The organism is Apibacter muscae (genome assembly GCF_007845595.1).
GTDB lineage: Bacteria > Bacteroidota > Bacteroidia > Flavobacteriales > Weeksellaceae > Apibacter > Apibacter muscae.
In genome coordinates this window covers 204865-229720 of sequence record NZ_SELI01000023.1, presented here as the reverse complement: position 1 = coordinate 229720, position 24856 = coordinate 204865, and the positions used below count along the sequence as shown (strand labels likewise).

22 protein-coding genes are annotated in these 24856 nt (G+C 29.3%); 6 read left to right on the top strand and 16 right to left on the bottom strand.

Annotation, left to right across the window (positions count from 1 at the left end; genetic code table 11):
• Nucleotides 1-115: 115 nt before the first annotated feature.
• From ETU10_RS09800 to ETU10_RS09785, 4 genes are all read left to right on the top strand, one after another.
• Nucleotides 116-913 (top strand): hypothetical protein, encoded by a 798-nt coding sequence (locus tag ETU10_RS09800; RefSeq protein ID WP_146311887.1) that lies wholly within the window; start codon nucleotides 116-118, stop codon nucleotides 911-913.
• 12 nt (nucleotides 914-925) lie between these two features.
• Entirely contained in the window at nucleotides 926-1765 is an 840-nt protein-coding gene (locus tag ETU10_RS09795) for a hypothetical protein (RefSeq protein ID WP_146311885.1), read from the top strand.
• A 15-nt stretch (nucleotides 1766-1780) separates the two neighbouring features.
• The gene (locus tag ETU10_RS09790; RefSeq protein WP_146311883.1) at nucleotides 1781-2656 is read left to right on the top strand and encodes a hypothetical protein; all 876 of its coding nucleotides are present in this window, start codon (nucleotides 1781-1783) and stop codon (nucleotides 2654-2656) included.
• 102 nt (nucleotides 2657-2758) lie between these two features.
• Nucleotides 2759-3451, top strand: a complete 693-nt coding sequence (locus ETU10_RS09785; protein WP_146311881.1) for a thioredoxin domain-containing protein — start codon at nucleotides 2759-2761, stop codon at nucleotides 3449-3451.
• Between the two features lie 102 nt (nucleotides 3452-3553).
• Here the strand turns inward: ETU10_RS09785 and ETU10_RS09780 are convergent, their stop codons facing one another.
• From ETU10_RS09780 to ETU10_RS09765, 4 genes are all read right to left on the bottom strand, one after another.
• Entirely contained in the window at nucleotides 3554-5020 is a 1467-nt protein-coding gene (locus tag ETU10_RS09780; protein WP_146311879.1) for an aminoacyl-histidine dipeptidase, read from the bottom strand.
• Nucleotides 5021-5348: 328 nt separating this feature from the next.
• On the bottom strand, nucleotides 5349-6095 hold the full coding sequence (locus tag ETU10_RS09775) for an SDR family oxidoreductase (protein WP_146311877.1): 747 nt from the start codon (nucleotides 6093-6095) through the stop codon (nucleotides 5349-5351).
• Nucleotides 6096-6207: 112 nt separating this feature from the next.
• Nucleotides 6208-6849 carry a carboxymuconolactone decarboxylase family protein gene (locus ETU10_RS09770; protein WP_146262934.1) on the bottom strand — a complete coding sequence of 214 codons (642 nt, stop codon included), beginning with the start codon at nucleotides 6847-6849 and terminating at the stop codon, nucleotides 6208-6210.
• 143 nt (nucleotides 6850-6992) lie between these two features.
• Nucleotides 6993-7415 (bottom strand): cupin domain-containing protein, encoded by a 423-nt coding sequence (locus ETU10_RS09765; protein ID WP_146311875.1) that lies wholly within the window; start codon nucleotides 7413-7415, stop codon nucleotides 6993-6995.
• 250 nt (nucleotides 7416-7665) lie between these two features.
• Between ETU10_RS09765 and ETU10_RS09760 the strand changes: the two genes are divergently transcribed.
• Complete coding sequence (locus tag ETU10_RS09760; RefSeq protein ID WP_146311873.1) at nucleotides 7666-8562, top strand: helix-turn-helix domain-containing protein; 897 nt, start codon at nucleotides 7666-7668, stop codon at nucleotides 8560-8562.
• Nucleotides 8563-8581: 19 nt separating this feature from the next.
• Here ETU10_RS09760 and ETU10_RS09755 read toward each other — a convergent pair whose 3' ends face one another.
• Complete coding sequence (locus ETU10_RS09755) at nucleotides 8582-9862, bottom strand: replication-associated recombination protein A (protein ID WP_146311871.1); 1281 nt, start codon at nucleotides 9860-9862, stop codon at nucleotides 8582-8584.
• Between the two features lie 40 nt (nucleotides 9863-9902).
• On the bottom strand, nucleotides 9903-11072 hold the full coding sequence (locus ETU10_RS09750; protein ID WP_146311869.1) for a M14 family zinc carboxypeptidase: 1170 nt from the start codon (nucleotides 11070-11072) through the stop codon (nucleotides 9903-9905).
• Nucleotides 11073-11385: 313 nt separating this feature from the next.
• Here ETU10_RS09750 and ETU10_RS09745 point away from each other — a divergent pair, with 313 nt between their 5' ends.
• A complete protein-coding gene (locus ETU10_RS09745; protein WP_146262939.1) occupies nucleotides 11386-11886 on the top strand; it encodes a helix-turn-helix domain-containing protein in 501 nt (166 codons plus the stop codon).
• 42 nt (nucleotides 11887-11928) lie between these two features.
• Here ETU10_RS09745 and rplS read toward each other — a convergent pair whose 3' ends face one another.
• The 10 genes from rplS to leuS all read right to left on the bottom strand — a co-directional run bounded on the left by rplS (nucleotide 11929) and on the right by leuS (nucleotide 24736).
• Nucleotides 11929-12285, bottom strand: a complete 357-nt coding sequence (gene rplS, locus ETU10_RS09740) for a 50S ribosomal protein L19 (protein ID WP_146262940.1) — start codon at nucleotides 12283-12285, stop codon at nucleotides 11929-11931.
• Nucleotides 12286-12549: 264 nt separating this feature from the next.
• Nucleotides 12550-13359, bottom strand: a complete 810-nt coding sequence (locus ETU10_RS09735; protein ID WP_146262941.1) for a M48 family metallopeptidase — start codon at nucleotides 13357-13359, stop codon at nucleotides 12550-12552.
• 101 nt (nucleotides 13360-13460) lie between these two features.
• Nucleotides 13461-14552: a redox-regulated ATPase YchF gene (ychF, locus tag ETU10_RS09730; protein ID WP_146311867.1), complete on the bottom strand. Its 1092-nt coding sequence runs from the start codon at nucleotides 14550-14552 to the stop codon at nucleotides 13461-13463.
• A gap of 101 nt (nucleotides 14553-14653) precedes the next feature.
• The gene (locus ETU10_RS09725; protein WP_146311865.1) at nucleotides 14654-14941 is read right to left on the bottom strand and encodes an ATP-dependent Clp protease adaptor ClpS; all 288 of its coding nucleotides are present in this window, start codon (nucleotides 14939-14941) and stop codon (nucleotides 14654-14656) included.
• Complete coding sequence (gene prmA / locus ETU10_RS09720; RefSeq protein WP_146293602.1) at nucleotides 14931-15764, bottom strand: 50S ribosomal protein L11 methyltransferase; 834 nt, start codon at nucleotides 15762-15764, stop codon at nucleotides 14931-14933. The genes ETU10_RS09725 and prmA overlap by 11 nt, the downstream gene beginning before the upstream one ends.
• A gap of 94 nt (nucleotides 15765-15858) precedes the next feature.
• Nucleotides 15859-16521, bottom strand: a complete 663-nt coding sequence (locus tag ETU10_RS09715) for a hypothetical protein (protein ID WP_146262945.1) — start codon at nucleotides 16519-16521, stop codon at nucleotides 15859-15861.
• Nucleotides 16522-16553: 32 nt separating this feature from the next.
• The gene (upp, locus tag ETU10_RS09710) at nucleotides 16554-17210 is read right to left on the bottom strand and encodes a uracil phosphoribosyltransferase (protein ID WP_146262946.1); all 657 of its coding nucleotides are present in this window, start codon (nucleotides 17208-17210) and stop codon (nucleotides 16554-16556) included.
• Between the two features lie 71 nt (nucleotides 17211-17281).
• Nucleotides 17282-17971, bottom strand: coding sequence for a DUF4919 domain-containing protein (locus ETU10_RS09705; RefSeq protein WP_146311863.1), 690 nt, complete (start codon nucleotides 17969-17971; stop codon nucleotides 17282-17284).
• Between the two features lie 12 nt (nucleotides 17972-17983).
• Nucleotides 17984-20809, bottom strand: coding sequence for an excinuclease ABC subunit UvrA (gene uvrA / locus ETU10_RS09700; RefSeq protein WP_146311861.1), 2826 nt, complete (start codon nucleotides 20807-20809; stop codon nucleotides 17984-17986).
• A gap of 1071 nt (nucleotides 20810-21880) precedes the next feature.
• Nucleotides 21881-24736 carry a leucine--tRNA ligase gene (gene leuS, locus ETU10_RS09695; RefSeq protein WP_146311859.1) on the bottom strand — a complete coding sequence of 952 codons (2856 nt, stop codon included), beginning with the start codon at nucleotides 24734-24736 and terminating at the stop codon, nucleotides 21881-21883.
• Nucleotides 24737-24856: the final 120 nt, after the last annotated feature.

The window sequence follows — 24856 nt, the reverse complement described above, 5'->3', positions numbered from 1 at the left end:
TTTTGTTTTAAGTGACTTTTTTATAATAAAATTTAAAAAATATAAATAATTATTAATATTATTTTATATTTGCATAAAATTTATTAATTTTATAGTATTTAAAACTTATTAATCAATGAGATCTGCGTTTGTAAATTTATGTTTATTCGTTTATATAATGTCTCCTTCTCAAGTGGGTATCAATACTAGTAATCCAGAAGCTACTCTAGATATACGTCAATCAAATCTGGTATTGGATGACATCTTCTCAATCAAAGATTCTCAAGGCAATCAAATTTTTACTATTAAAAATGATGGTAAAGTACAAACTAAGGGAGTAAATAATTCGCCTTTACTTTTTGATTTAAGGGGAGGTGAAGAAGGGGATGTATTAGCAGTAGGTAACACTTCTTTAAGTTATAAAGATGCAGGAGAAGGAGTTATAAAGTACGAAATAGATAGTAATAAATATTATTTATCTACGGATTCTGCATGGAAAGAAATAAATTTAAAACCCTTACGTGTTTTAGTATCTGCACGACCGCAGGAAGGTTTATCTATTGAGAATGATTTAACTAAAAAAAATATCAATTGGGAAATTTTGTCCGATGACTATCAATCTATGGACTTAACTTCTGGATACTTTAAGGCTCCACATAGTGGCAACTATGCATTTAATCTGAATATTACTTTTCGAAAATCTATGGTTAATGCAAATACTTATTTTGAAACAAATTTTCTAACTTCTGATGGAAAAAAAAATAAATGTTTAGATACCTATGCAGTTAGTTCAACAAATTATCCTACTATACAGTGTAGTGGGAGTTTTTTGTTAGATAAAGATGAAACTTTTTATGTAGAAATTTTTCAAAACACCGGTTATTCACAAACCATAATACAAGAATATAGTTTTTTTTCAATTGTTGAACTTTAAATTTTCATTAAAATGAAGTTGAAATTTTTTCACATATTATTTTTTATCTATATAGGCATTAATTCTCAAAACTTAGGAATTAGTATTTCCAATCAGGAAACTAATGTTGAAATTCAACAGATTCCTACTGATTTGAATGATAAACTTTTAAAAATGACCAGTTCCGATGGTAAAGAAATATTTAACATAACTGCTGATGGAAATGTAGGAGTTGGTGTAGAAAATCCTAAGGTAGGATTAGACCTTAGAAGTGATCATAAAATACCTTTATTAGGGATAGGATCAACTAATCTATCTCCTGAAATTCTTGGAGATGGTGTAATTCGTTATGTACCTGGAATTAGTGAACTTCAAGCTTCTGTTAATAATTCTTGGTATAGATTTACATCTAACTTAGAACGACCGTTTTTAGTTGCTGAGAACAATTATATTGCTGGGACTTATCCCAATGATCAAAGTACTGTTCTCGATGGTTTTACTGTTATAAAAGATAGTTATAATGCTTTTGATATAAATAATTCAACTTATACTATACCGATGGATGGAGTATATGTTTTTTCCTTTACTATCTCTTTTGCATACGGTCAAATTTTAGCGGATTCATATATTGAAGCATCATGGATTGCTAGCAACGGCTATGTTGTAAAATCTATTCAATATTTTCCTGTACAAGGTAATGGTATGGGTTCCATTACTTGTTCAGGTTCTATGAAACTTTTAAAAGGTTACACACTTACACCTAAAATCTATCATAATTTAGGTACTGAAAAAAAATTAAGAGTTTATGGTTCAACACCATCTCAACCTGAATCAGATTTAAATTATAATAACTTATATATTTTTGCTCAATAAATAAGATAAATTATCATGAAATTATTTTATATATTCTTAATTTATTATGTATTTTTTCTATCAACAGGTAATCTTAAAATTTATGCACAGGTTGGAATAAATACTAAAAATCCTACAGCAGTATTAGATATAGTTACTAATTCTACTAATGATATTAATAAGATCTTTAATGTGAAAAATTCTAAAGGATTAAGTTTATTCAGTATTAATAAAAAAGGGTATATTGATATAGTTGAAAACAGTAATTCTTTGGTGAAACTTGATTTAAGGGATAAATCACCCAATCAATTTAATCGTTCTTTAGGAATAGGATATTCAGATATTGATCCAAGTTTGGTAGGTTCTGGAGTCTTAAGATACAATCCTACATTTAAAGCTCTTGAATTTTCAAATGGTAGTAATTGGGTCCAATTATCCTCTGAGAAAAAAAGAGTATTTGTATTGGCTGAAAATACATCGGGTAGCAATTATATTGTCTCTTTCGGATCTATAAATCAAGTTTTAAATAATTGGACAGTTGTGAGTGATGATACTAAAAGTTTTGATCCAGTTTCAGGTTTATTTACAGCTCCTAGAGACGGGGTATATAGAATTTCAGTATCAGCAGTATTTAATAATGTACAAATTAGGTCTGGTTCTATTTCTAGTTATGAATTGAGCTTAATACAATTATTAGATGATTATTTAGCCATTGATTATCAAGGGGCTAAAAGTGTTGTTACCTACTTTGGAGGTACAGGTTCAATAACTATGTCTAATACTTGTAAAAAAATATTTTACTTAAAAAAAGGCGAGTCTGTTTATATTGCTGTTAATATTATTAACATTATCAGATCAGCTCAATTATCACCAGATGGTGCTTCTAATGTTCTTACAATTGCTGAGATTTAATAGTAATTCAATTTTGTTATAAAATATAAGCATGTTGTTTTCTAAAATATATTTCCTATCTTTGCGATAGGAAATATAGATTTAATAAATAAAAAATTTAATATGCAAAAACTTTTCTTATCTTTTACAATCATATTAGGAGGCTTTTTATCTTCTCAAACCAAGAATCTGTTAAAGGCAGATGACTTTTCAAAAAAAATTTCCGAGGATGGAGTTGTAATTCTGGATGTACGAACTCCAGAAGAATACAATACAGGACATTTAGAAAATGCTATTGACATAGATTATAGAAATCCTAATTTTAAAGAAAAGATTCAAAAATTAGATAAGAATAAAACCTATATGGTATATTGTAGGACAGGTGTAAGATCTGCGGCAGCTATTGATTCATTAAAATCATTAGGTTTTAAAAATTTATATGATTTACAAGGTGGTATTACGGAATGGAAGAAACAAAATAGGCCTGTAGTAGGTGAAATGCCTGATAAGATATCTTATGATGAATTTAATAAATTACTTAAAAGTGATGATATAGTTTTAGTTGATTTTTATGCTCCTTGGTGTGGTCCTTGTGTACAGATGACTCCTATGTTTGAAAGACTTTCAGATAAATATAAGGATAAGTTAACTTTAGTAAAAATAAATGCAGATGAAAATAAAAATTTATCCAAGCCGTATATTGAAAAAGGATTTCCAATTTTAATAGCTTATAAAAATGGAAAAATACAATGGGAGCAGATTGGTCTGCTGGATGAAGATAGTCTAACTAAGTTAATTGAAGATCTTATCAATTAATTACTTAATCTAGTTAAAAAAACAGATAATATTAATATTATCTGTTTTTTTAATAGATTCAAACACTAACTAAAATATTTAATTACATTATTTTTTGAAAGCTTATTTTAGAGGAATATTCTCTAACAGGTCTAAAGTATATTTCCAAAATTTTTGTACTGAAGGAATGCTTACTCTTTCTTTAGGAGAATGGGCTCCTTTAATGGTTGGGCCAAAAGAAATCATATCCATATCTGGAAACTTCTCTCCTATTATACCACATTCTAAACCTGCATGACAAGCTACTACAAATGGTTTTTCGTTATTTTGTTTTTCATAAATATCTAATGCTATTTTTAATATTTCTGAATTAGGGTTAGGTTTCCAACCTGGATAAGAACCTGAAAAGGATACTTTCATTCCAGCTAATTCAAAGGCTGCTTTTAAGGATGTACTTACCCATTTTTTAGAACTTTCTACAGAAGAACGTGTAAGGCAATATATGCTAGCTTTACCTTTTCCTATTTCAACGCGTGCTAGATTATTAGAAGCTTCTACAAGGTTTTCAATATCTGGGCTCATTTTATAAACCCCATCATGGGCAGTTTGTATGGCTTCAATAATTTGTTTGCTTTGTGTGAAACCTAAAGATTTTTCATTTTCAATTTCAATTGGGGAAAGAGTAATTAAAACATTTTCTTCTAATGATTTAAATTCTTCTATAATTTCTTTTTTTAAAGATTTAAAACAGATTTCCAATTCAGCTTTGTAATTTTTGGGAATAATAAAATAAGAAATTGCTTCTCTAGGTATAGCATTTCTTAAACCACCCCCTATAAAAGAAATTAATTGAATTTTAAAATCTAAAAATTCATATAAAAACCGATTTAATAATTTATTAGCATTTCCTAAGCCTTTATGTATTTCAATTCCTGAATGTCCTCCATGCAATCCGGTTAATTCTATTTTAAAGCCAATCATCTCAGAGGTAATATTTTCTTCTTTATAGCTTATTTCGGCTGTAACATCTACCCCTCCGGCACACCCTATATCTATTTCATTATCTTCTTCTGTATCTAAATTTAAAAGAATGTCTCCACTTAAAAAATTTTTATCTAATCCAAAAGCTCCAGTCATACCTGTTTCTTCATCTACCGTAAACAAAGCCTCTATTGCAGGATGCTTTATATTTTTAGATGCTAGTATGGCTAATATAGTTGCCACTCCTATCCCATTATCTGCTCCTAAGGTTGTATCTTTCGCTTGTACCCATTCCCCCTCTATCTTCATTTGAATCCCTTGGGTATCAAAATTAAAATCTGTATCCGTATTTTTTTGACATACCATATCCAAATGAGCTTGTAGTACTACTTTCTTACGATTCTCATAACCTTCAGATGCTTCTTTCTTTATTAAAATATTTCCAACGGAATCTTCTTTCACTTCTAAATTCAATGATTTTGCAAACTCTTGAATAAATATTCTTATTTTTTTTTCTTTTTTAGAAGGGCGAGGAATTGCATTGATATCAGCAAAGAAATTCCATAATTTTTTCGGTTCTTGTTCTCGTATTAATTGATTACTGCTCATTTAAATTATAATTTATCACTCAAAGTTCGCAATTTTTTTATTAAACAAAGGATGTTTTAATATATATAATAAATATTCAATTACATATAATTAGATTTAAGATTTTTCATTTTGTAAATAGGTATTTAGAAGTAAAAAGTCAGATTTATATCATATAACAAAAGAGCCAATAAAATATTGATAAACTTAAATTTTTTTTAACTTTTTTTTTAAGATAAAATGAACTTATTTTTATAATTAACTATGAAAAAAGCAATTTCAATTAATGGAAATTGCTTTTTTTAAAATTATATAGTTATAAATTCTTCTTTTATTTTTAGTTCAAAATTTATAGTTGCTGAATGGTTGGGCGGAATAAGATTTCATTAACATCCATATCTTCCGGTTGGTTTATAATAAATTCTAAACATCTAGCAAAAGAATCAACAGAAATAGCATGTTTACTATAATATTCGTGAATATTTTTAGAAATATCAGTAGCAGTTATGCTATTGGGTAAGTTTGTCTCAACAGCTCCCGGAGATATTACTGCTGTGCGTATATTATAGGGTTTAACTTCTTGTCTTAAAGCTTCTGAAATTACTCTTACGGCATATTTTGAAGCAGAATATATAGCACCTCCGGGACGAATGGTATGACCTGCTACTGAGGAAACACTTATGATTTGACCAAATTTTTGTTCTTTCATATAAGGAAGTGCTGCTGCAATACCATATAAAACTCCTTTAATATTCACATCAATACATCGATTCCAATCCTCTACTTTTAGATATTCAAGTGGTGAAAGGGGCATCAAACCTGCATTGTTTAATAAAACATCTATTTTACCAAATTTATTGATTGCACTATCAACAAGGTTTTTTACTTGTTCAACTTTTGTAACATCTGTAGTTACCGCTAAGGATTTACCTCCTTTAGAGTTAATTTCTTCTGATATTTTTTCAATTTTATCAGTACTACGTGCTCCTAATACTACCGTTGCTCCTAAATTAGATAAATGTTCTGCGGATATTTTTCCAAATCCACTACTAGCTCCGGTAATTACCACTACTTTTTCTTTGATGTTATTTTCCATTTTTTATTTATATTGTATAGTTTTTCATTTGTTAAAATTTCCATGTAATTCACTATATAAAGAAATAAGCATATAGCCAATCATTTGTGCTCGGTATTTTATTATTCTATAATCACTTATATTCTTTTAATTTTGATAAAATTTTTCGGCCTATATCTGCTTGTTCTTTATTAATATTTTGTTCAATTTGATCCATTACCTCTAATAATTGGTTTTCTGTAAGTCCTGTATTCATGGCTATAACCAAATGTGATTGTAACTGAGATTCTAATCCAGTCATTGCTGCTAATGCAGATACTGTAACTAATTCTCTTTGTTGGTAAGTAAGTACATCGCCTGCAAAGATATCTCCAAAAAGATGTGTTTTTAAATATCGGTCAATGGCAGGGGCAAATTCCATAACACCTCCTGAAACAGGCTGTCCCACTAATTCAGTTTGCACTTGAGTTCCCAATTTCAATATATCTGTATTTTCAGGTAAAGGACTGGTATTTTCCCCTTCAATATATTCTTTTCCTTGTTTCTTAGCTTCTTCTATTACTTGCATAAATGCAGCAAGTGCATTTAAACTACGAGGGAAACCTGTATAAGCATATAAATGCACTAAAATTTCTTTAATTTTATTGATGGTTAATCCTGCTTCTAACCCTCTACCAAGCTCAATAGTAAGGCTGTCCATATTCCCAACTGCTGTAAATGCTGAAATATTTACTACAAGTTGTTGTTTATTATCTAAATTTATTTTATTTCCCATTTTATTTTGTTTATAAGATTGTGAGTTTACAAGCATTGGTAATAGGAATATTAATGTTCTTATACTCACTTTAAAACATTTTACTTAATCAATAATTTAGGATTGCTCTCATAGTTATTATAAAATACTTATTGGAAAAAGTTTTATTTTTTTCCTACAGCTTCTGCATATTCTTCATCAGAAACTGGATCTAGCCATTTATTATTATTGGTTTGGGGATTACACTCTATTGCTATATGTGAAAACCAACTATCTGGTGCTGCTCCATGCCAATGTTCTATATTTGGAGCTATTTCAACTACATCTCCAAGTTCTAAACGCTGTGCTTCCTTTCCTCTTTCCTGGTAATAACCAACACCTCCTACTGCGATAAGGATTTGCCCACCTGTATGACTATGCCAATTATTTCTACAACCAGGTTCAAAGGTTACATTATTCATAGGTACATTTAAATCCTTATTTTTTGTAAGTGGAGCAAGCCATGATTTTCCTGAGAAATATTGTTGATACGAAGTGTTTTCTTCTCCTATAAGAAAATTACTGATGTTTGAATTTTTTGTTTGCATTTTGTTGTTTTGTTTTTAGTGGACTACATGTTATGCATAATATAAATATGGATGCAGACATGATTATTTTTAAAAACATCAAAAATTTTTTTTTATATTTTATTTAATACAAAATTCTAAAATATCTAAATTTAAACCTGTATATGTATTAAGGATATTTCTACCATTTTTACTTATTTTCTAGATTAATTCATTTAAGCCAAAAATAAATGGATAAATTTGTATTGCTTATATGTTATAACTATTCGCTATGGAGAAAATAGAACAACTGAATAAGATATCCGATTATAATGATCTTCTTGGTGTTGAAACCTTACATCCTTTGGTTAGTGTTATTGATTTTTCAAAATGTAAACCGGTTAATCACGGTTCCTTTAACTTCGGTTTTTATGCAATATTCTTAAAGGATGTAAAATGTGGGGATATTAAATATGGAAAAGAATATTATGATTATCAAGAAGGAACCTTAGTTTTTTTTGCTCCAGGACAGATAATGAAGATTGAAAATAATGGTATAAAAGTAATTCCTAAAGGATTTGCTTTACTTTTCCATCCTGATCTTTTAAGTAGGACATCCTTAGCCAAGGAAATGAATAATTTTTCTTTTTTTTCTTATGAGGCTCATGAGGCTTTACATATATCAACAAGAGAAAGAAAGGTAGTTTTGGAATGTTTAAAAAAAATTGAGGATGAAATAGAGCAAAGAATAGATAAGCATAGTTCAAAGCTGGTGGTAAGTAATATAGAATTATTACTTAACTATTGCACCCGTTTTTATGATCGTCAATTCATTACTCGGGACACAATTAATAGAGGAATTTTAGAAAAATTTGAAATTCTATTAAATAATTACCTATATTCGGATCTTCTTCAAAAAAAAGGGCATCCGAAAGTAAATTATTTTGCTGAAGAACTTCATTTATCCGCCAATTATTTTGGTGATTTAGTAAAAAAAGAAACCGGAAAAAGTGCTCAAGAATACATTCATTTAAAGTTAATGAACCTTTCTAAGGAAAAAATATTTGATAACTCTAAATCCATCAATGAAATCGCCTATGAATTAGGTTTTAAATATCCTCAACATTTTAGTCGAATGTTTAAGAAAGAAACTGGTTTTACTCCTAATGAATATAGAAATCTAAATTAAAAATTATACTGGTTTTATATTACATATTATATTTATCCCCCCATAAGTTTTTTAAATACTCTTTTAATTTATTTTCTTTGGGATTATCTGAAGGTTTATAAAAAGCGTTGTTAGAAGCCTCTTCAGGTAAAAATTCTTGAAAAGCAAAATGGCCCGGATAGTCATGAGAATACTTATAATGGGTTCCATAGTTTAATTCCTTCATTAATTTAGTAGGAGCATTTCTAAGATGCAATGGAACAGAGAGATCTCCTGTTTCTCTAACATAATTAGTTGCTTCATTAATGGCTAAATATGAAGAATTAGATTTGGGAGAAGTTGCTAAATAAATAGCACATTGGCTAAGTAAAATTCTGGACTCAGGATTCCCTATTACGTTTATAGCCTGAAAGGTATTATTGGCTAAAATAAGTGCGGTAGGATTCGCCATTCCAATATCTTCCGAAGCTAATATAACTAACCGACGGGCTATAAATTTGATATCTTCTCCTCCTTCCAACATTCTTGCCAACCAATAAACTGCTGCATTGGGATCTGAACCTCTTATGGATTTTATGAAAGCAGAAATAATATCATAATGTTGCTCCCCATTTTTGTCGTACAAAGCCATATTTTTTTGTATCACTTTTTGTACTTCTTCATTGGTTATCAAAATTTCTTCTGTGGTATTAATTTGTTGAACTACTAATTCTAATCCATTCAATAGCTTACGGGCATCACCTCCAGAATATTGGATCAAGGCTTCTTTTTCTTTTATTATTATTTTTTTTTGACTTAAAAGTTTATCTTCTTGAATTGCCCTTTGAATTAGGTTGGATAAAGCTTCTCTATCCAAGGGTTTTAAGGTATAAACCTGACATCTGGAAAGTAAGGCTGAAACCACTTCAAAACTAGGATTTTCTGTAGTTGCCCCTATTAAAATTATCCATCCCTTTTCTACCGCTTGTAATAAGCTGTCTTGTTGGGATTTATTAAAACGATGAATTTCATCAATAAATAAAATTGGACTTTTACCTTTAAATAAATTTTGTTTTTTTGCTTGCTCTATAACTTCTCTAACTTCTTTTACTCCTGAATTTATCGCACTTAATGTATAATATTCTCTTCCTGATTCTTTAGCAATGATTTCTGCTAGGGTTGTTTTACCTGTTCCTGGTGGTCCCCATAAAATCATAGAAGCAATTGAATCATTTTTTACCATTCGCTCTATGGAAGCTCCTTCACCTACTAAATGTTTTTGGTATAAGTATTCATTTAGTTTTTGGGGACGCATTCTTTCTGCTAAAGGAGGTAAATTCATGAAATTATAGTTTTAAAATTATTTAATAAAACAAGGATTATTACACCCAATGTTCTAATTTTTTACCGTTACTAATAATCCATTCATCCAATTTAAAATCTGCCAGAATACCTATTTTAGGTAATTTTCCATCCGGTAAGCTTAAATATCTACCCTCTGCATCTATTTCTTTATGAGCATGCATTAGCGATAAATCTCCAATGTCTTCTATTTTTGCTACAAAAATAATCTCAGTGTCTCCTTTTCTTATTTCTTCAGAATATTGGATTCCTAGGTCTGCTTTAGTATCATTTATACTGCTCAATTGCACATTTCTATATATAATATCATAAAAAGAAGTAGAGTTTTTTGGGATAGTTTCATAAACTTCATAATTTTCTTCCCAATTATTTTTGACTGTGGCATAATATAATGCTGTAATAAGAGCTAAACTAAAATATCTTCTTGTATTTTGTCTAAAGTAATCTTTGGGATAATGTCCTCCTTCAAACAAAATAGTAGGAATTCCTAATTTTTGAAAATTATCACCTACAGAACGAGGATAAAATTCATCTGTAAATCTGGAAATTTTATTAGGAATTACTTGTGATATTTCTTTATATATATCAGCAATAAGTCCCATAGATTTTTTTCTGGTTTCTGTAATTTCTCTATTTTCTGATTCAGAAGGTGATAAGAAAGCTAAGGTTGCTGGTTCTTTTTTTCCGGTTACTCCAAAAATGGTTCTTTGATCATGTAGATTAAAAGCTAAATCGTATTTTTTACTTGATGCAACCTTTTTTAACAATTGCATTTCTATAGAAGAAGAAGTTAGAAAATCTCTATTTATATCTATACCTAATATATTTCTTCGTGTCCAAATTTCAGCTCCATCCGGATTTAACATTAAGATAAAATCCAATGTAAAAGCTTCTAGTATTTTTTTTGATATAGCAGAATCTTCAGCAAGAAATTTAATAACATCTAAACAGCTGAATGTTCCTGTTGTTTCATTGCCATGCATTTGACTCCATAAAAGAATATTTTTAGAACCATTACCCAGTGTTAATTTATAAATAGGTTTTCCTAGTTCGGAGCAACCAATTTTATCAATGTGTTTATCATAATATTCTATTAGAAAGTGATGAAGTTTTGTTGGGGATAAATATCTACAATTAAAATTTGATTCTAATTCAAATGTTTTATCTAATTCTAAAATATTAAAAGTCATAGGCTTTGGTTTAATACAAATATACAAAATATAAAAATGAATATTTATTTACATTTGTAATTCACGCATGTAAAAAACCAATTTAAACCAACTGATGGGAACTCAGACAAAATGACAGGGGTAACAAAAATCCAATAACAAAAATATAATTAAAAAATTTAAGTAATTAAAAATCAACTAAATAACACCTATTTAATAAACCTTCACTTTAAGTAAACTTTAAATTGTAATTTAAGTATATATACTTAAAGTTTCTTACATTTGTAATAAACTGCTTCTATTTACATATGTGAATAGTTAACATTTGTAAATTATGGATATTGATAAGAGAATTATAACTTTAATTGAATTGCTAGGTTTATCTCCTGGTGAATTTGCAGATAAGATTAATGTTCAGAGATCTAGTATTTCTCATATTACTTCTGCAAGGAATAAACCTTCTTTGGATTTTCTAGAAAGAACTTTATCCGTTTTTCCTGAGATAAATTCTGATTGGTTAATATTGGGGAAAGGGAAACCTTTAAAGAATAAGGAAGAAGAAATTGATAAAAAAAAGAATATTTTAAAAAATAATATTATTGAACAGCCAACATTATTTACAACTGTGGTTGATAATAGCGAATCTAAGAAAAATTATAAATCTAATAGTTATAATTTAGTTGATATAGATGAAGAGAAGAATAATGTAAATTCTAAAAATGATTCCACACCTAAGGAAGATCTCCCTAGATTTAGCCAATTAAATAGTAAGAAAAAAATTAATAGAATTTTGTTTTTTTATGAAGATGGTACTTTTGAGGTTTATGAAAGTTAAAATAAAAAAGGAGAAATAAAATATATTTCTCCTTTTTTATTTTTAATTAAAGGTATTAGCGTCTTTAATTCTTGCTTTTTTACCTCTTAACTTTCTAAAGTAATAAATTCTTGCTCTACGAACTTTACCTTTTCTGTTTACTTCAATTTTTTGTAAAGCCGGCATATTTACTGGAAATACACGTTCCACTCCTACATCACCACTCATTTTTCTAATGGTAAAAGTTTTAGTAGCGCCAGTACCTCTTACTTGAATAACTACACCTTTAAAGAACTGGGTTCTTGTCTTATTACCCTCTTTAATTTCGTAATAAACTGTAAGGGTATCCCCTGCTCCGAATTTAGGAAATTCTTTTTTTGCAATGTACTTTTCTTGTACATATTTAATTAATGGTTCCATGATATAAATAAATATATTTATTAAAATTGAGCAACAATATACGTCTTTCGCCAGAGGTTGGTCAATTGGTTACAAAAATAAATATTTTAATGGTTTATACAAAAATTAAAATATAAATTTTTACATTATATATTATTAAAATCAAGGATCAATAGCTCATTTTTATTAATGAAAATCTAAAACTGATGATATAACTAATTTTAAATAAAAAAACACATCCAAATAATTATTCGGATGTGTTATAACTTAATGGTTAAATGACTTCTATTTTTTCTTTTTAGAATCCTTTTCAATTTTTTTCTCAATATTTTGTGCTCTCTTTTCACTTCCTGGGTGGCTAGAAAGTATTTTATCCTTAAATGAATCTTTACCACTTCCTAAATCAGCTAATTTTTTGAATGCAGAAATTAATGCTTTAGGATCCTTACCATTGGATACTAAGAATGTATAAGAATATTCATCAGCAGCTGTTTCCTGTGTTTGAGAAAACTGAGCTTCTACCAAAGCTTGAGCAAAATCTCCTATATTAGCACTATTGACTAAACTTCCTACAGATCCTCCGGTCTCTCCTGCATATTGAGTTGCAGCTGCAGTAAGTAATGCTTGTTTATAAGCCTTTTTAGAATGTCCTAATTTTACATGTCCAATTTCGTGCCCAATAATTCCTAAAAGTTCATCATCTGTCATTATATCCATAAGTGATGAGAATACACGAACGCTACCGTCTGGACTAGCAAAGGCATTGATATCGGTTACATAATAAACTTTATAGTTTAGGTTTAGTCCATCATAATTTTTATAGGGACCAAAAATTTTTTCAAGTCTTTCAGCATAAGCTTTTTTCTTTTTATCTTTATCTTTAGTAGTACAAACCGGATTATTCTCATCCATCCATTTAATGGATTTGGCAGCCATTTCTGCCATTTCTGCATCAGATACTGTTAATGCTTTAGCTGCTTTCTGAGCGGCTTCAATTTTACCTTTGCCAATACTTGTTTTACCAATTTTAATTTGAGCGGTCATTCCTGAAGCAACTAAGCAAGCGAATGAAATAGTTAAAATAATTTTTTTCATAATATTAAGTAAATTTTTTTCAAATATATAAAATATTAAGATAAAAAAAACGATTAAAGCTTGTTTTTAATCGTTTTTTTAAATATATTATAAAAGTGTACTTATACATTGAATCGGAAATGCATAACATCCCCATCTTTGACAATGTATTCTTTTCCTTCTACAGATAATTTACCTGCTTCCTTTACCTTCTGTTCAGATCCATATTTAATAAAATCTTCATAAGCAATGACTTCTGCTCTAATAAACCCTTTTTCAAAATCGCTATGAATAACTCCAGCCGCCTGTGGTGCTGTCCAACCTTTTTGAATGGTCCAAGCTCTTACTTCTTTTACTCCAGCAGTAAAATAAGTTTGTAAATTTAGGAGTTGATAGGCTTGTCTTATTAATCGATTAACTCCAGGTTCATCTAATCCTAATTCTTCTAAAAATACTTGACGCTCTTCATAGGTTTCCAATTCAGAAATATCGGCTTCAATTTGGGCTGCCAAAACTAGTACTTGTGCATTTTCATTTTTCACTTTTTCTTTCACTTGTTCTACATATTCGTTTCCTGATTTGGCTGATTTTTCATCTACATTGCAAACATACAAGATGGGCTTAAAAGTGAGCAATTGTAGATCAGAGATTACAGGAAATGAAATTTCATCCGTTTCAAATTCTCTAGCATTATTTCCTTCCTCCATAAATGATTTTAACTTATCAAGAACTGAAACAATTAACTGATCCTCTTTATTACCAGCTTTTGCTGCTTTTTTGGATTTTTCTATTTTCTTTTCAATAGTATCTAAATCTTTTAATTGCAACTCAATATCAATAATCTCTTTGTCTCTAACAGGATCTATACTTCCTTCTACATGCGTAATATTTTCATTTTGAAAACATCTAAGTACATGTATAATAGCATTGGTTTCTCTAATATTAGCTAAAAATTGGTTTCCTAAACCTTCCCCTTTGCTTGCTCCTTTCACCAATCCGGCGATATCAACAATTTCAACAACTGCTGGGAGCACTCTTTCAGGTACCACCAATTTTTCTAATTTATTTAATCTAGGATCTGGAACGGATACTGTTCCAACATTAGGCTCTATGGTACAAAACGGATAGTTTGCCGATTGTGCTTTAGCATTAGACAAGCAATTAAATAAAGTAGATTTCCCTACGTTTGGTAAGCCAACAATTCCACATTTCATATTTTGAAAAAATTTGCACAAATATAGTGCTTATATTTAGAGATTTATTATTCTATGTTCAGACGATTCTTATTAGAGAATGAATTTATCGAAATATACTATTAAACAATTTCCGAGGATAATCCTTTTTTTAGTAAAGCATTATTTATAGGTATTAAATAATCAATAGATCCTGATTTAACTTCACATTTGCCTTTGTAATGAACTAAATAAGTGCATTGTTGAGCTTGTTCCAATGTGTGTTCACAGATTTCGATTAAACAATTGATGACGTAATCAAAGGTATTCACTTCGTCATTATGTAAGACAATAGTATGAGACTGTTCTTCTTCTAATAAAGTATCTAGTTCCTCTTTTTCTTTCCAAAGAGGAGAGTTGCTATAATTCATAATTTAATAAGATTGATATCCAATTATTTTTAGACCATTTTTTTATAAAATTTAATCCGTGTAGGTTAGCTTTCTTAATAATATCATTAAAATCGTGTTCATAGATTCCACTTACTAATAAAAATCCTTTCGGTTTTAAATTTTTCACATAAGCACCGATATCTTGTAATAGTATATTTTTGTTTATATTGGCTAATATTATGTCATAATTCTGTTGTCCTAATAAACTTGCATCTCCCAATTGAACATTAATATGCATATTATTTTTTTTTGCATTATCAATTGCATTCTGGTAAGACCAATGATCTATATCAATAGCATCCACATAATTTGCGTCCAACATTTTTGCAAAAATTGCTAAAACTCCCGTTCCCGTTCCCATATCTAAAACATCCTTATTTTTAAAATCAATTTCTAACATAGCGTTTAGCATATTGTAGGTGGTCTCGTGATGTCCGGTCCCAAACGACATTTTAGGTTCAATAAGAATCTGATGAGGAATTTCATCTTTTTTTGGATGAAAATCAGTGTGTAGATAAATTTTATTTTCGACTAAGACTGGAGGAAAATTTTTCTCCCATTCCTCGTTCCAATTAATATCCGGTGAACCTTGCTTAGTAAAGCTTATCTTCACTTCCTTATTAGAAAATAGAGGTAGATCTTCAATTAAGTTTTCTTTATCATACTCGTCTTTTATGTAGGCAAGCAACCCTAATTCAGATTCTACAAAACTTTCAAAGGGTAGTTCTGCTAAATAGGCAATTAAGATTTCTCTCCATGGTTCAAGCGGTTCAATATTAAATTGGTATTCTTTATACTTCATATAGTTTATAAAACACTGCAAATTTAAAATAAATTAATTAAAAATAATTTTTAGAAAACTATATTCGCTTAACATTTAAATAATTATTTCTTAATTAAAATAACCAAATATATAGTATGATTATCCACTGAATAGCTATAGCTATCCAAACGAATTTAAGGCTAGGTTCAGAAATATTTTTTAAACTTTGTAGAGTTTTATTTTTTAATATTTCATTAAAATTTTGATTTCCATGATTAAAATCAATATCACTTAAATGTACTTTATTCATTCCGAATGCAACTATCCTCCTTATCCATTTATTGGTTTCTTTATTTTCTTTAATGGTTTGAATTATTTTCAATTTATTCATTGAAAAATCAGCCGCATTTTGAATAATTTTGGGTTGGTTTTTTTGAAAAATATTTAAAATTTTATCAATAAATGGATAAATAAAATTTTCCGCTTTATCGTTAATTATTTTATTGGAGAGTTTACTAATTATATATTTATTACCTAATGTAAAAAATATAAATGGACTTGAAATAATACCTAGTACAATTAAAATTGTTGCTGTAGGGCGATGTGTGAAAAGTATAACAAACGCAATAGTAGGATTTACATGACCTGTCTGCACATTACCCATGTCTTTTATTAATAATAAAAGTCCTAAGATTGTAAATAGGATTGTTGAAATTCCTCCTAAAAAGTTTACTTTTATAAAACTTTTGATTGCTACCGCAGATAATTTTACGGCATATTTTAAATTTTCTTTCATAGTAGTTAGTTTTTTATGTAGAGTGTTTTTGATTAATGTAGTTTTTTTCCGAAGGCTAAATCTCCTGCATCTCCTAATCCTGGAACAATGTATTGTTTTTCGTTTAAAATTTCATCTACAGAAGCTATCCAAAGCTCTGTACTCTCTGGTAATTTTTCCTTAATATAATCAATGCCTGGTTTTGATCCTATAGCTGCTACAATGTGTACTTTTTTAGGTGAGCCGTATTTTAGCAGTACTTCGTAAACATTAGCTAATGATTCTCCTGTAGCTAACATGGGATCTGAGATAATAAGTGTTTTATTATCTAAAGATGGGGTAGCTAAATATTCAACAACGACTTCAAATTCTTTACTGTTTTTGGAATGATTTCTAAATGCAGATACAAAAGTAGTTTCTGCTTGATCAAAAAAATTCATCATTCCTTGGTGCAATGGTAATCCTGCACGTAGAATTGTGCATAAGACGGGTTGTTTACTTATATACTCAGAGGGTTTTATGCCCAAGGGTGAATTTATATTTACAGGGTAATAATCTAATGTTTTACTAAGTTCATACCCTAAAACCTCCCCTATTCTTTCAAGGTTTCGCCTAAATCGCATTCTATCTTTTTGAATGTTTACGTCTCGTAGTTCTCCCACAAAGTGATTTAGTATGGAACGTTTATGGGTAAAATCATGAATTATCATTTTTTCTTTATATATTTAATTGTTAAGATTTTTATTTAAGCTAAGATTTCAATTAAATTAAATTTTTAAACTTATAATTTAATTTTATTTCCATTATTAAACACTTCAATAAATATTTGATCTCTATGTTCTTCATTATAATTATTATGTTTGGTCCATAGATCTAAGACCGTATATTTATTTATGATCTTTGAATTTCTATTGTATTTCCCCATATTTATACCTAGATAATTTAAAAGTGTAATCTCATCAGCCAAGGTTATCACCTTAAAAGCAGTTTCTTTAGATGTACCGTCACCGCTTGCTGCTATCGCAGACATTAAGAGTTCTGATTGAGATTTAAGTTCTTTCAATCTATTTTCATTGTCTTTGGTATTGGTGTATGAATTCCTTAAATTCATAATAACCATGAGATTGATGGGATCTTTTTTTAATATGTTTTCTCCTAATTCAATAGCTTTCGGATATTTTTTTATTTTTTTTGCTCCTACCAATTTCATAAATTTTAAATAATCAGATTTCATTTCGGAGGATTCTTTATAATATGGAGAAAAAAGTTTACCGTAGTAGAGATTTTGCAATTTTTCTTTATCTGCTAAAAGTGATTGATTAGATTGAATAAATTCTTCTACTAATTTATCATAATAGTATTTTGAATCTTTGTCTTGAGTATTGTTTTTTATTTTTTCTAAATCAATTTCTTGTCCTAATGAAAATATGCCAATTAGTAAAAAAACATAGGTTAAAATTTTATTTTTCATAGGTTTATTATATTAAATAAGTTCTTTCTTTAAAAATTTAGCAGTATAACTAATTTTATTTTGAGATACCTGTTCTGGTGTGCCTTCTACAATGATGCTTCCCCCTTTTTCTCCTCCTTCTAAGCCTATATCAATCACATAATCTGAAGCTTTAATAACATCTAGATTATGCTCAATGATTAGGACTGTATTGCCTAAGTCTACCAAACGATTGATTACTTCCATTAATATACGAATATCTTCAAAGTGCAAGCCCGTGGTTGGTTCATCTAATATGTATATGGTATTGCCGGTTTGTTTCTTACTTAGCTCGGTTGCTAATTTTACTCTTTGTGCCTCCCCACCGGATAGTGTAGTAGATTGTTGCCCTAGCGTAATGTAACCTAATCCTACTTCTTGTAAAGTTTTTACTTTTTGATATATTTTAGGAATGGGTTGAAAGAAGTCTACCGCTTCATCAATAGACATTTCTAAAATATCTGAAATGGACTTTCCTTTATAACGAACTTCAAGAGTTTCTCTGTTAAATCTCTTTCCATGACAAGTTTCACAGTTTACATAAATGTCTGGTAGGAAATTCATTTCAATTAATCGTAATCCAGATCCTTGGCATACTTCACATCTCCCCCCTTTTACGTTAAAGGAAAATCTCCCTAATTTGTAACCCCTAATTTTGGATTCCGGTAAATTTGCAAATAAGTTGCGTATTTCTGTAAAAACACCTGTATAAGTAGCCGGATTTGAGCGTGGCGTTCTCCCTATGGGAGATTGATCTACATCTACAATTTTATCTAAGTGTTCCAATCCTTCAATTTTTTTGTAAGGCAAAGGTTCTTTTTCTGCTCTATAAAAATGTTTGTTTAGTATGGGGTAAAGGGTATTGGTGATTAATGAAGATTTTCCACTTCCTGAAACTCCAGTTATGCAAGTTAGAACTCCTAGTGGGATTTTTAAGGTCACATTTTTTAAATTATTACCTGTACATCCAGTTAACTTTAAATAATGATCATTACCTGTCCTTCTTTTTTGAGGCACAGCAATTTTTAATTCTCCATTTATATATTTAGAAGTTAATGTATTAGCCTTAATAATATCTTTAGGATCTCCTTGCCAAACAATTTCTCCTCCATTTTTACCAGCATATGGACCTAAATCAATGACATAATCCGCATTTAGAATCATATCTTTATCATGCTCAACCACTAAAACAGAATTTCCTAAATCCCTTAATTTTTTTAACGAATCTATCAGTTTTACATTGTCTCTTTGGTGCAAGCCAATACTGGGTTCATCTAAAATATACAAAACGTTTACCAATTGGGATCCGATTTGTGTGGCTAATCTAATTCTTTGAGATTCTCCTCCGGAAAGAGTTTGTGATGGTCGATTTAAACTTAAATAATCCAAACCAACATCCAGCAAGAAACTTAAACGTTTGCTTATTTCCTGTAAAAGCTCAGTCGCAATTATTTTCTGATTTTCAGATAAATGTTTTGGCAATACTTTTAACCATTTTTCTAATTGTTTTAAAGGGAAATTAGAAATTTCGGAAATATCTTTATGGTCTAGTTTAAAAAAAAGACTTTCTTTTTTTAGTCTTTTACCTTTACAATTTGGACAAATTTTATCTTCAAAAATTAGAGTTTTAAATTTTTGGGACTCACCCTCTTCATTGCCCTTAGCTAAACGAGTTAAATATTGGATGACTCCTTCAAAGCTAATTTTATAGGTTTTCTTAATTTGCGCATAATCTAAATCTAAAGTAACTTTTTCGTTTACGCCGTATAAAATTTCATTTTGTGTTTTCTCTGAAATTTCTTCCCAAGGAGTAGTTAAATTAAAGTCATTTTTCTTAAGAATAACTTCAATTTGAGATATCAGCCATCCGGTATGTTTAAGTTCTTCAAAAATGGGGATAACATTTTTTTTAAAACTCAGTTTAGGATTCGGAATTAGTTTGTTAATTTCAATTTCATTAATTTTACCTAAACCATTGCAAGTATTGCAAGCACCTTTGGGAGAATTAAAGGAAAAGGTATTGGGTTCTGGCATTGGATAGGACAATCCAGTGGTGGGACACATTAAGTTTTTACTAAAAAGTTTGCCAAGATTTTCGCCTTGTTTTAAAAGCATTATAGTTCCTTCTCCGTATTGCATAGCTAAACGAATAGATGATAGAATACGCTGAGAATGATCTTCAGTATCAATAACTAATTTATCAATAACTACTTCAATGTCATGGATTTTGTATCTATCCAATTTCATATCCGTTTGAATATCTAAAATTTCACCGTCTACTCTTACTTGTAAAAAACCTTTTTTAGCAAGGCTAGCAAACAACTCTCTATAATGTCCTTTTCTAGAGCGTATAATGGGAGCTAATAGTATAACCTTTTCATGATTAAAATCTTTATATATTAGTTCAATAATTTGGTCCTCTGAGTATTTAACCATTTTTTCACCTGTATTATATGAGAAAGCATCGGAAGCTCTTGCATATAGCAAGCGTAAAAAATCATATAGTTCAGTTACAGTACCCACTGTTGAACGTGGATTTTTAGATGTTGTTTTTTGTTCTATGGCTATAACAGGAGAAAGTCCGTCAATTTTGTCTACATCGGGTCGCTCTAAATTTCCTAAAAACTGTCTGGCATAGGCAGAAAAAGTCTCTATATATCGTCTTTGCCCTTCTGCAAAAATTGTATCAAAAGCTAGGGATGATTTTCCACTTCCACTAAGCCCTGTTATTACCACTAATTTTTTTCTAGGTATTTCAATGGAGATGTCTTTTAGATTATGTTCTCTAGCTCCGTATATTTTAATATAATCCTGATTCATTGTTTATTACTAGGAATTAATGAGTAGACTTAATTGAAAGATTAAACAAAGATAGAAATGTATTTTCTAATATCTAATTTATTATTTATAAATTAGATTTTTTAAACGCTACCTTATATGAATTTTTTTAAAGAAAGGAGTTATTTTTTTGATAATCTTAAGTTTTTATTAATCCTACTTGTTATTTTCGGGCGTATTATAGAATATTACATATTTTAAGAGTATATATTTATTTATATATTCTTTTTACATGCCATTATTTATATTTATCTCTGGATATTTTTCTAAAAATATATGCTTAGATAAACTAAAACATACATCTAAAAAATTAATCTATATCTAAATTATTTTTCAAATAATTTATACTATAATTGATTATATTATTTTTAATAAATTCTCATTGTTAAATCTATTATTGATTCCAAATTTTTCACTTTGGTATTTAATAAGTTTGATTTGTTGGAGATATATTTTTATTTCTTTAAGAAAAAAATTTAGCTTAAAATTTATACTTTTATTATCAATATTTTCTTCAGTTATTATTAGTTATTCAGATTTCCAACAGTACTATTTTGCTGTTGGAAGAACCTTTTATTTTTTTCCTTTTTTTATTTTGGGAATTTTATGTAATTATAAAACTTTAAAATACATTAAAAGTATACCAAAATATATTATGTTACCCGTGGTGCATTTAGAAATTAAAATATAATATATTGAATATTAATCACTTATATTTATTGCTCAAAATTATTTGTTATTCTGATTTTAAATTTTTAAGTGTTTTGAGGTTATTTTGAATATAATCATTAAAATTGGAAATATTATTTCACTGATAATCAGTAACATTTATTTTTTTTCTAAATGCACCATGGGTATTATGTTAATAATTTTCATTACGTGTTTTTCAATATACTTTTTGAATGATATCTATTCATTTAAAGATGTTCAATTTATATTATATGGGATATGAGAAATTTTCTTAAAATCTGTTTATTATAAATAAAAAAGTAATTGAAATTAGATCAATTACTTTTTTTATCTTGTAATATATAATAGAATTTATTAAAAACTTTATAAAACAATATTTACAATTCTATTAGGTATAACAATAATTTTTTTAGGATTTTTTCCGTCTAAATATTTAGGCGTTTTTTCGTGTTCCAGCACAGCAATTTCAACTTCCTTGGAAGATAAATTAGCAGGTAGTTCAATTTTAAATCGAACTTTCCCATTAAAACTCACTGGGTATTCAAATGAATCAGAAACTAGATATGAAGGATTGAAGGCTGGCATTGCAACATATTCAATACTTTCAGAATGTCCTAGTTTTTCCCATAATTCTTCGGCAATGTGTGGAGCATAAGGTGAAAAAATTAGAAGTAAGGATTCTAAAATTTCTCTCTTAGTACATTTTAACTTAGACCATTCGTTTACAGCAATCATAAAAGAACTCACGGTAGTATTGAAGGAAAAATTTTCTAGATCATCAGTTACTTTTTTTATTAGCTGATGCAAAATTTTTAATTCTTCTTTCGAAGGTTTATCTTCTGAAACTAAAAAAGAATCGTTAGGACCGGAATGATACAATTTCCATAATTTTTTCACAAAATTGTGAACGCCTACCAATCCTTGTGTATTCCATGGTTTCGATTGTTCCAATGGACCTAAAAACATTTCGTATAAACGGAGCGTGTCTGCGCCATATTCTTCACATACATCGTCTGGGTTTATTACATTATACCATCTTTTAGACATTTTTTCAATTTCTCTTCCACAAATGTATTTCCCATTTTCTAATATAAATTCGGCTTCTTTAAATTCATCTCTCCAATTTCTTAATTTGTCAATATCAATTTCATCAGAAGTACCTTTTAATAAATTTACGTCTACATGAATAGGAGTAATTTTGTGTTGGGGTTCAATTAAGTTGCGAGAAATATAGTTCTGTGTTCCATCCATTCTATAAACAAAAGCACTTTGTCCTAAAATCATTCCTTGATTGATAAGCTTATGGAAAGGTTCTTCCTTATTTACGTAACCTAAATCTTTTAAAAATTTATTCCAAAAACGAGAATACAATAAATGTCCGGTTGCATGTTCGCTCCCCCCTATATAAAGATCTACATTTTCCCAAAATTTTATGCATTCAGGATCTGCTAATTTTGATCCGTTTTTGGGATCAGTATATCTTAAATAATACCATGAACTTCCTGCCCAGCCCGGCATGGTGTTTAAATCTAATGGAAAAACTGTAGTATGGTTTATTCTTTCTTTACTAACTACCTGTTCTTTTTCTATATCCCATGCCCAAATAGAAGCACGTCCAAGGGGTGGATCTCCGTCTTCTGTGGGTAAATATTTTTCTACTTCTGGAAGTACCAAAGGCAATGCTGTTTCTGGTAGCGTATAGGCAATATCATCTTTATAATAGATGGGAATAGGTTCTCCCCAATATCTTTGTCTTGAAAAAACAGCGTCTCGTAATCGATAATTTATAGTTCCGTGTCCAATATTTATTTTTTCAATTTCTGAAATTATAACTTGTTGGGCATCTTTAACTTTTAAACCATTAATTAGCTCAGAATTTATGCAAATACCATCTTTGGAAGTAAAGGCTTCTTCTTGCACATCTGTTCCGCCTTGAATTACTTCTACTATAGGAATTTGGAAATGTTTGGCAAATCGATGATCTCGATCATCATGAGCAGGCACTGCCATGATAGCTCCAGTACCATAGCCCATTAACACATAATCAGCGATATAGATAGGAATGTTTTTTTTGGTAAAGGGATGAATACCATAGGCTCCGGTAAATTGTCCTGAAATTGTTTTAGCATCTGCAATTCTTTCTCTTTCTGATCGTTTGGAGCTATCTTCTTTGTATTGATTAACAGCCATTATGAATTCTTCCGTGGTTATTTCATCTACCAAGGGATGTTCTGGAGCTAAAACTATGAAGGTAGATCCGTAAATGGTATCCGGACGTGTAGTAAAAATTTTAATTTTTTTATTAGAGTTAGCAATTTCAAAATCTATTTCTGCACCTTGAGATTTACCAATCCAATTTTTTTGACTTTCTTTGATGGGCTCGCTCCACTCAATTTTATCTAATCCTGATAGCAATCGTTCTGCATATGCTGTAATCCTCATAGACCATTGCATCATTTTTTTTTGATATACAGGATACCCTCCTCGCTCGGATACACCGTTGATTACTTCATCATTGGCAAGAACAGTTCCTAGGGCTGGGCACCAATTAACCGTGGCTTCTGCGCGATAAGTTAATCTATATTTAGAAAGTATATCTTGCTTTTCATTATCAGAGTAATTATTCCAATCGTTGGCGGTAAAAATATTTTTTTGTGTTGTACAAGCATTAATTGTAGCATTCCCTTCTTTAGAAAAAATATCTATCAAATGATTTATTGGTAGTGCTTTATTACTATTTTTACAATAATAGGAATGAAACAATTGTATAAATATCCATTGAGTCCATCGGTAGTATTCTGAATCTGAGGTGCGTAATTCTCTATCCCAGTCAAAAGAGAAACCTAATTTTTTTAATTGATTACTATAACCAGTAATTTTATCACCTTTTTTATCCAATCCGCCATCAATATTTACTTTTGTTGTTGTAGCAGGATGTTGCCCTGTTTGTATAGCGTATTGTTCTGCCGGAAGTCCAAAACTATCATAACCTATGGGATGCAGTACATTATATCCTTGATGCCTTTTATATCTTGCATAAATATCTGAAGCTATATATCCTAAAGGATGTCCTACGTGCAGCCCAGCTCCAGATGGATAAGGGAACATATCTAAAACATAATATTTAGGTTTTGAAGGATCCTGAGAGGTAGCAAAAGTTTTTTGATTAAGCCATTTCTTTTGCCATTTTTTTTCTATTTCTTTGAAGTTATATTGCATATTTATACTACGATCTTTTTAAGATTTATGAATTTCTACAAAGGTAATAATTTATGATAGTTAATAAAATTAAGTAGTATTTTGGTTATTCAATATTTAATTATATTAAATATTGAATAT

What these genes read in the sequence shown, in the direction of transcription:
- ETU10_RS09800 (WP_146311887.1), top strand. Translation starts at nt 116, where the DNA reads ATGAGATCTGCGTTTGTAAATTTATGTTTATTCGTTTATATAATGTCT.
- ETU10_RS09795 (WP_146311885.1), top strand. Translation starts at nt 926, where the DNA reads ATGAAGTTGAAATTTTTTCACATATTATTTTTTATCTATATAGGCATT.
- ETU10_RS09790 (WP_146311883.1), top strand. Translation starts at nt 1,781, where the DNA reads ATGAAATTATTTTATATATTCTTAATTTATTATGTATTTTTTCTATCA.
- ETU10_RS09785 (WP_146311881.1), top strand. Translation starts at nt 2,759, where the DNA reads ATGCAAAAACTTTTCTTATCTTTTACAATCATATTAGGAGGCTTTTTA.
- ETU10_RS09780 (WP_146311879.1), bottom strand. Translation starts at nt 5,020, where the DNA reads ATGAGCAGTAATCAATTAATACGAGAACAAGAACCGAAAAAATTATGG.
- ETU10_RS09775 (WP_146311877.1), bottom strand. Translation starts at nt 6,095, where the DNA reads ATGGAAAATAACATCAAAGAAAAAGTAGTGGTAATTACCGGAGCTAGT.
- ETU10_RS09770 (WP_146262934.1), bottom strand. Translation starts at nt 6,849, where the DNA reads ATGGGAAATAAAATAAATTTAGATAATAAACAACAACTTGTAGTAAAT.
- ETU10_RS09765 (WP_146311875.1), bottom strand. Translation starts at nt 7,415, where the DNA reads ATGCAAACAAAAAATTCAAACATCAGTAATTTTCTTATAGGAGAAGAA.
- ETU10_RS09760 (WP_146311873.1), top strand. Translation starts at nt 7,666, where the DNA reads ATGGAGAAAATAGAACAACTGAATAAGATATCCGATTATAATGATCTT.
- ETU10_RS09755 (WP_146311871.1), bottom strand. Translation starts at nt 9,862, where the DNA reads ATGAATTTACCTCCTTTAGCAGAAAGAATGCGTCCCCAAAAACTAAAT.
- ETU10_RS09750 (WP_146311869.1), bottom strand. Translation starts at nt 11,072, where the DNA reads ATGACTTTTAATATTTTAGAATTAGATAAAACATTTGAATTAGAATCA.
- ETU10_RS09745 (WP_146262939.1), top strand. Translation starts at nt 11,386, where the DNA reads ATGGATATTGATAAGAGAATTATAACTTTAATTGAATTGCTAGGTTTA.
- rplS (WP_146262940.1), bottom strand. Translation starts at nt 12,285, where the DNA reads ATGGAACCATTAATTAAATATGTACAAGAAAAGTACATTGCAAAAAAA.
- ETU10_RS09735 (WP_146262941.1), bottom strand. Translation starts at nt 13,359, where the DNA reads ATGAAAAAAATTATTTTAACTATTTCATTCGCTTGCTTAGTTGCTTCA.
- ychF (WP_146311867.1), bottom strand. Translation starts at nt 14,552, where the DNA reads ATGAAATGTGGAATTGTTGGCTTACCAAACGTAGGGAAATCTACTTTA.
- ETU10_RS09725 (WP_146311865.1), bottom strand. Translation starts at nt 14,941, where the DNA reads ATGAATTATAGCAACTCTCCTCTTTGGAAAGAAAAAGAGGAACTAGAT.
- prmA (WP_146293602.1), bottom strand. Translation starts at nt 15,764, where the DNA reads ATGAAGTATAAAGAATACCAATTTAATATTGAACCGCTTGAACCATGG.
- ETU10_RS09715 (WP_146262945.1), bottom strand. Translation starts at nt 16,521, where the DNA reads ATGAAAGAAAATTTAAAATATGCCGTAAAATTATCTGCGGTAGCAATC.
- upp (WP_146262946.1), bottom strand. Translation starts at nt 17,210, where the DNA reads ATGATAATTCATGATTTTACCCATAAACGTTCCATACTAAATCACTTT.
- ETU10_RS09705 (WP_146311863.1), bottom strand. Translation starts at nt 17,971, where the DNA reads ATGAAAAATAAAATTTTAACCTATGTTTTTTTACTAATTGGCATATTT.
- uvrA (WP_146311861.1), bottom strand. Translation starts at nt 20,809, where the DNA reads ATGAATCAGGATTATATTAAAATATACGGAGCTAGAGAACATAATCTA.
- leuS (WP_146311859.1), bottom strand. Translation starts at nt 24,736, where the DNA reads ATGCAATATAACTTCAAAGAAATAGAAAAAAAATGGCAAAAGAAATGG.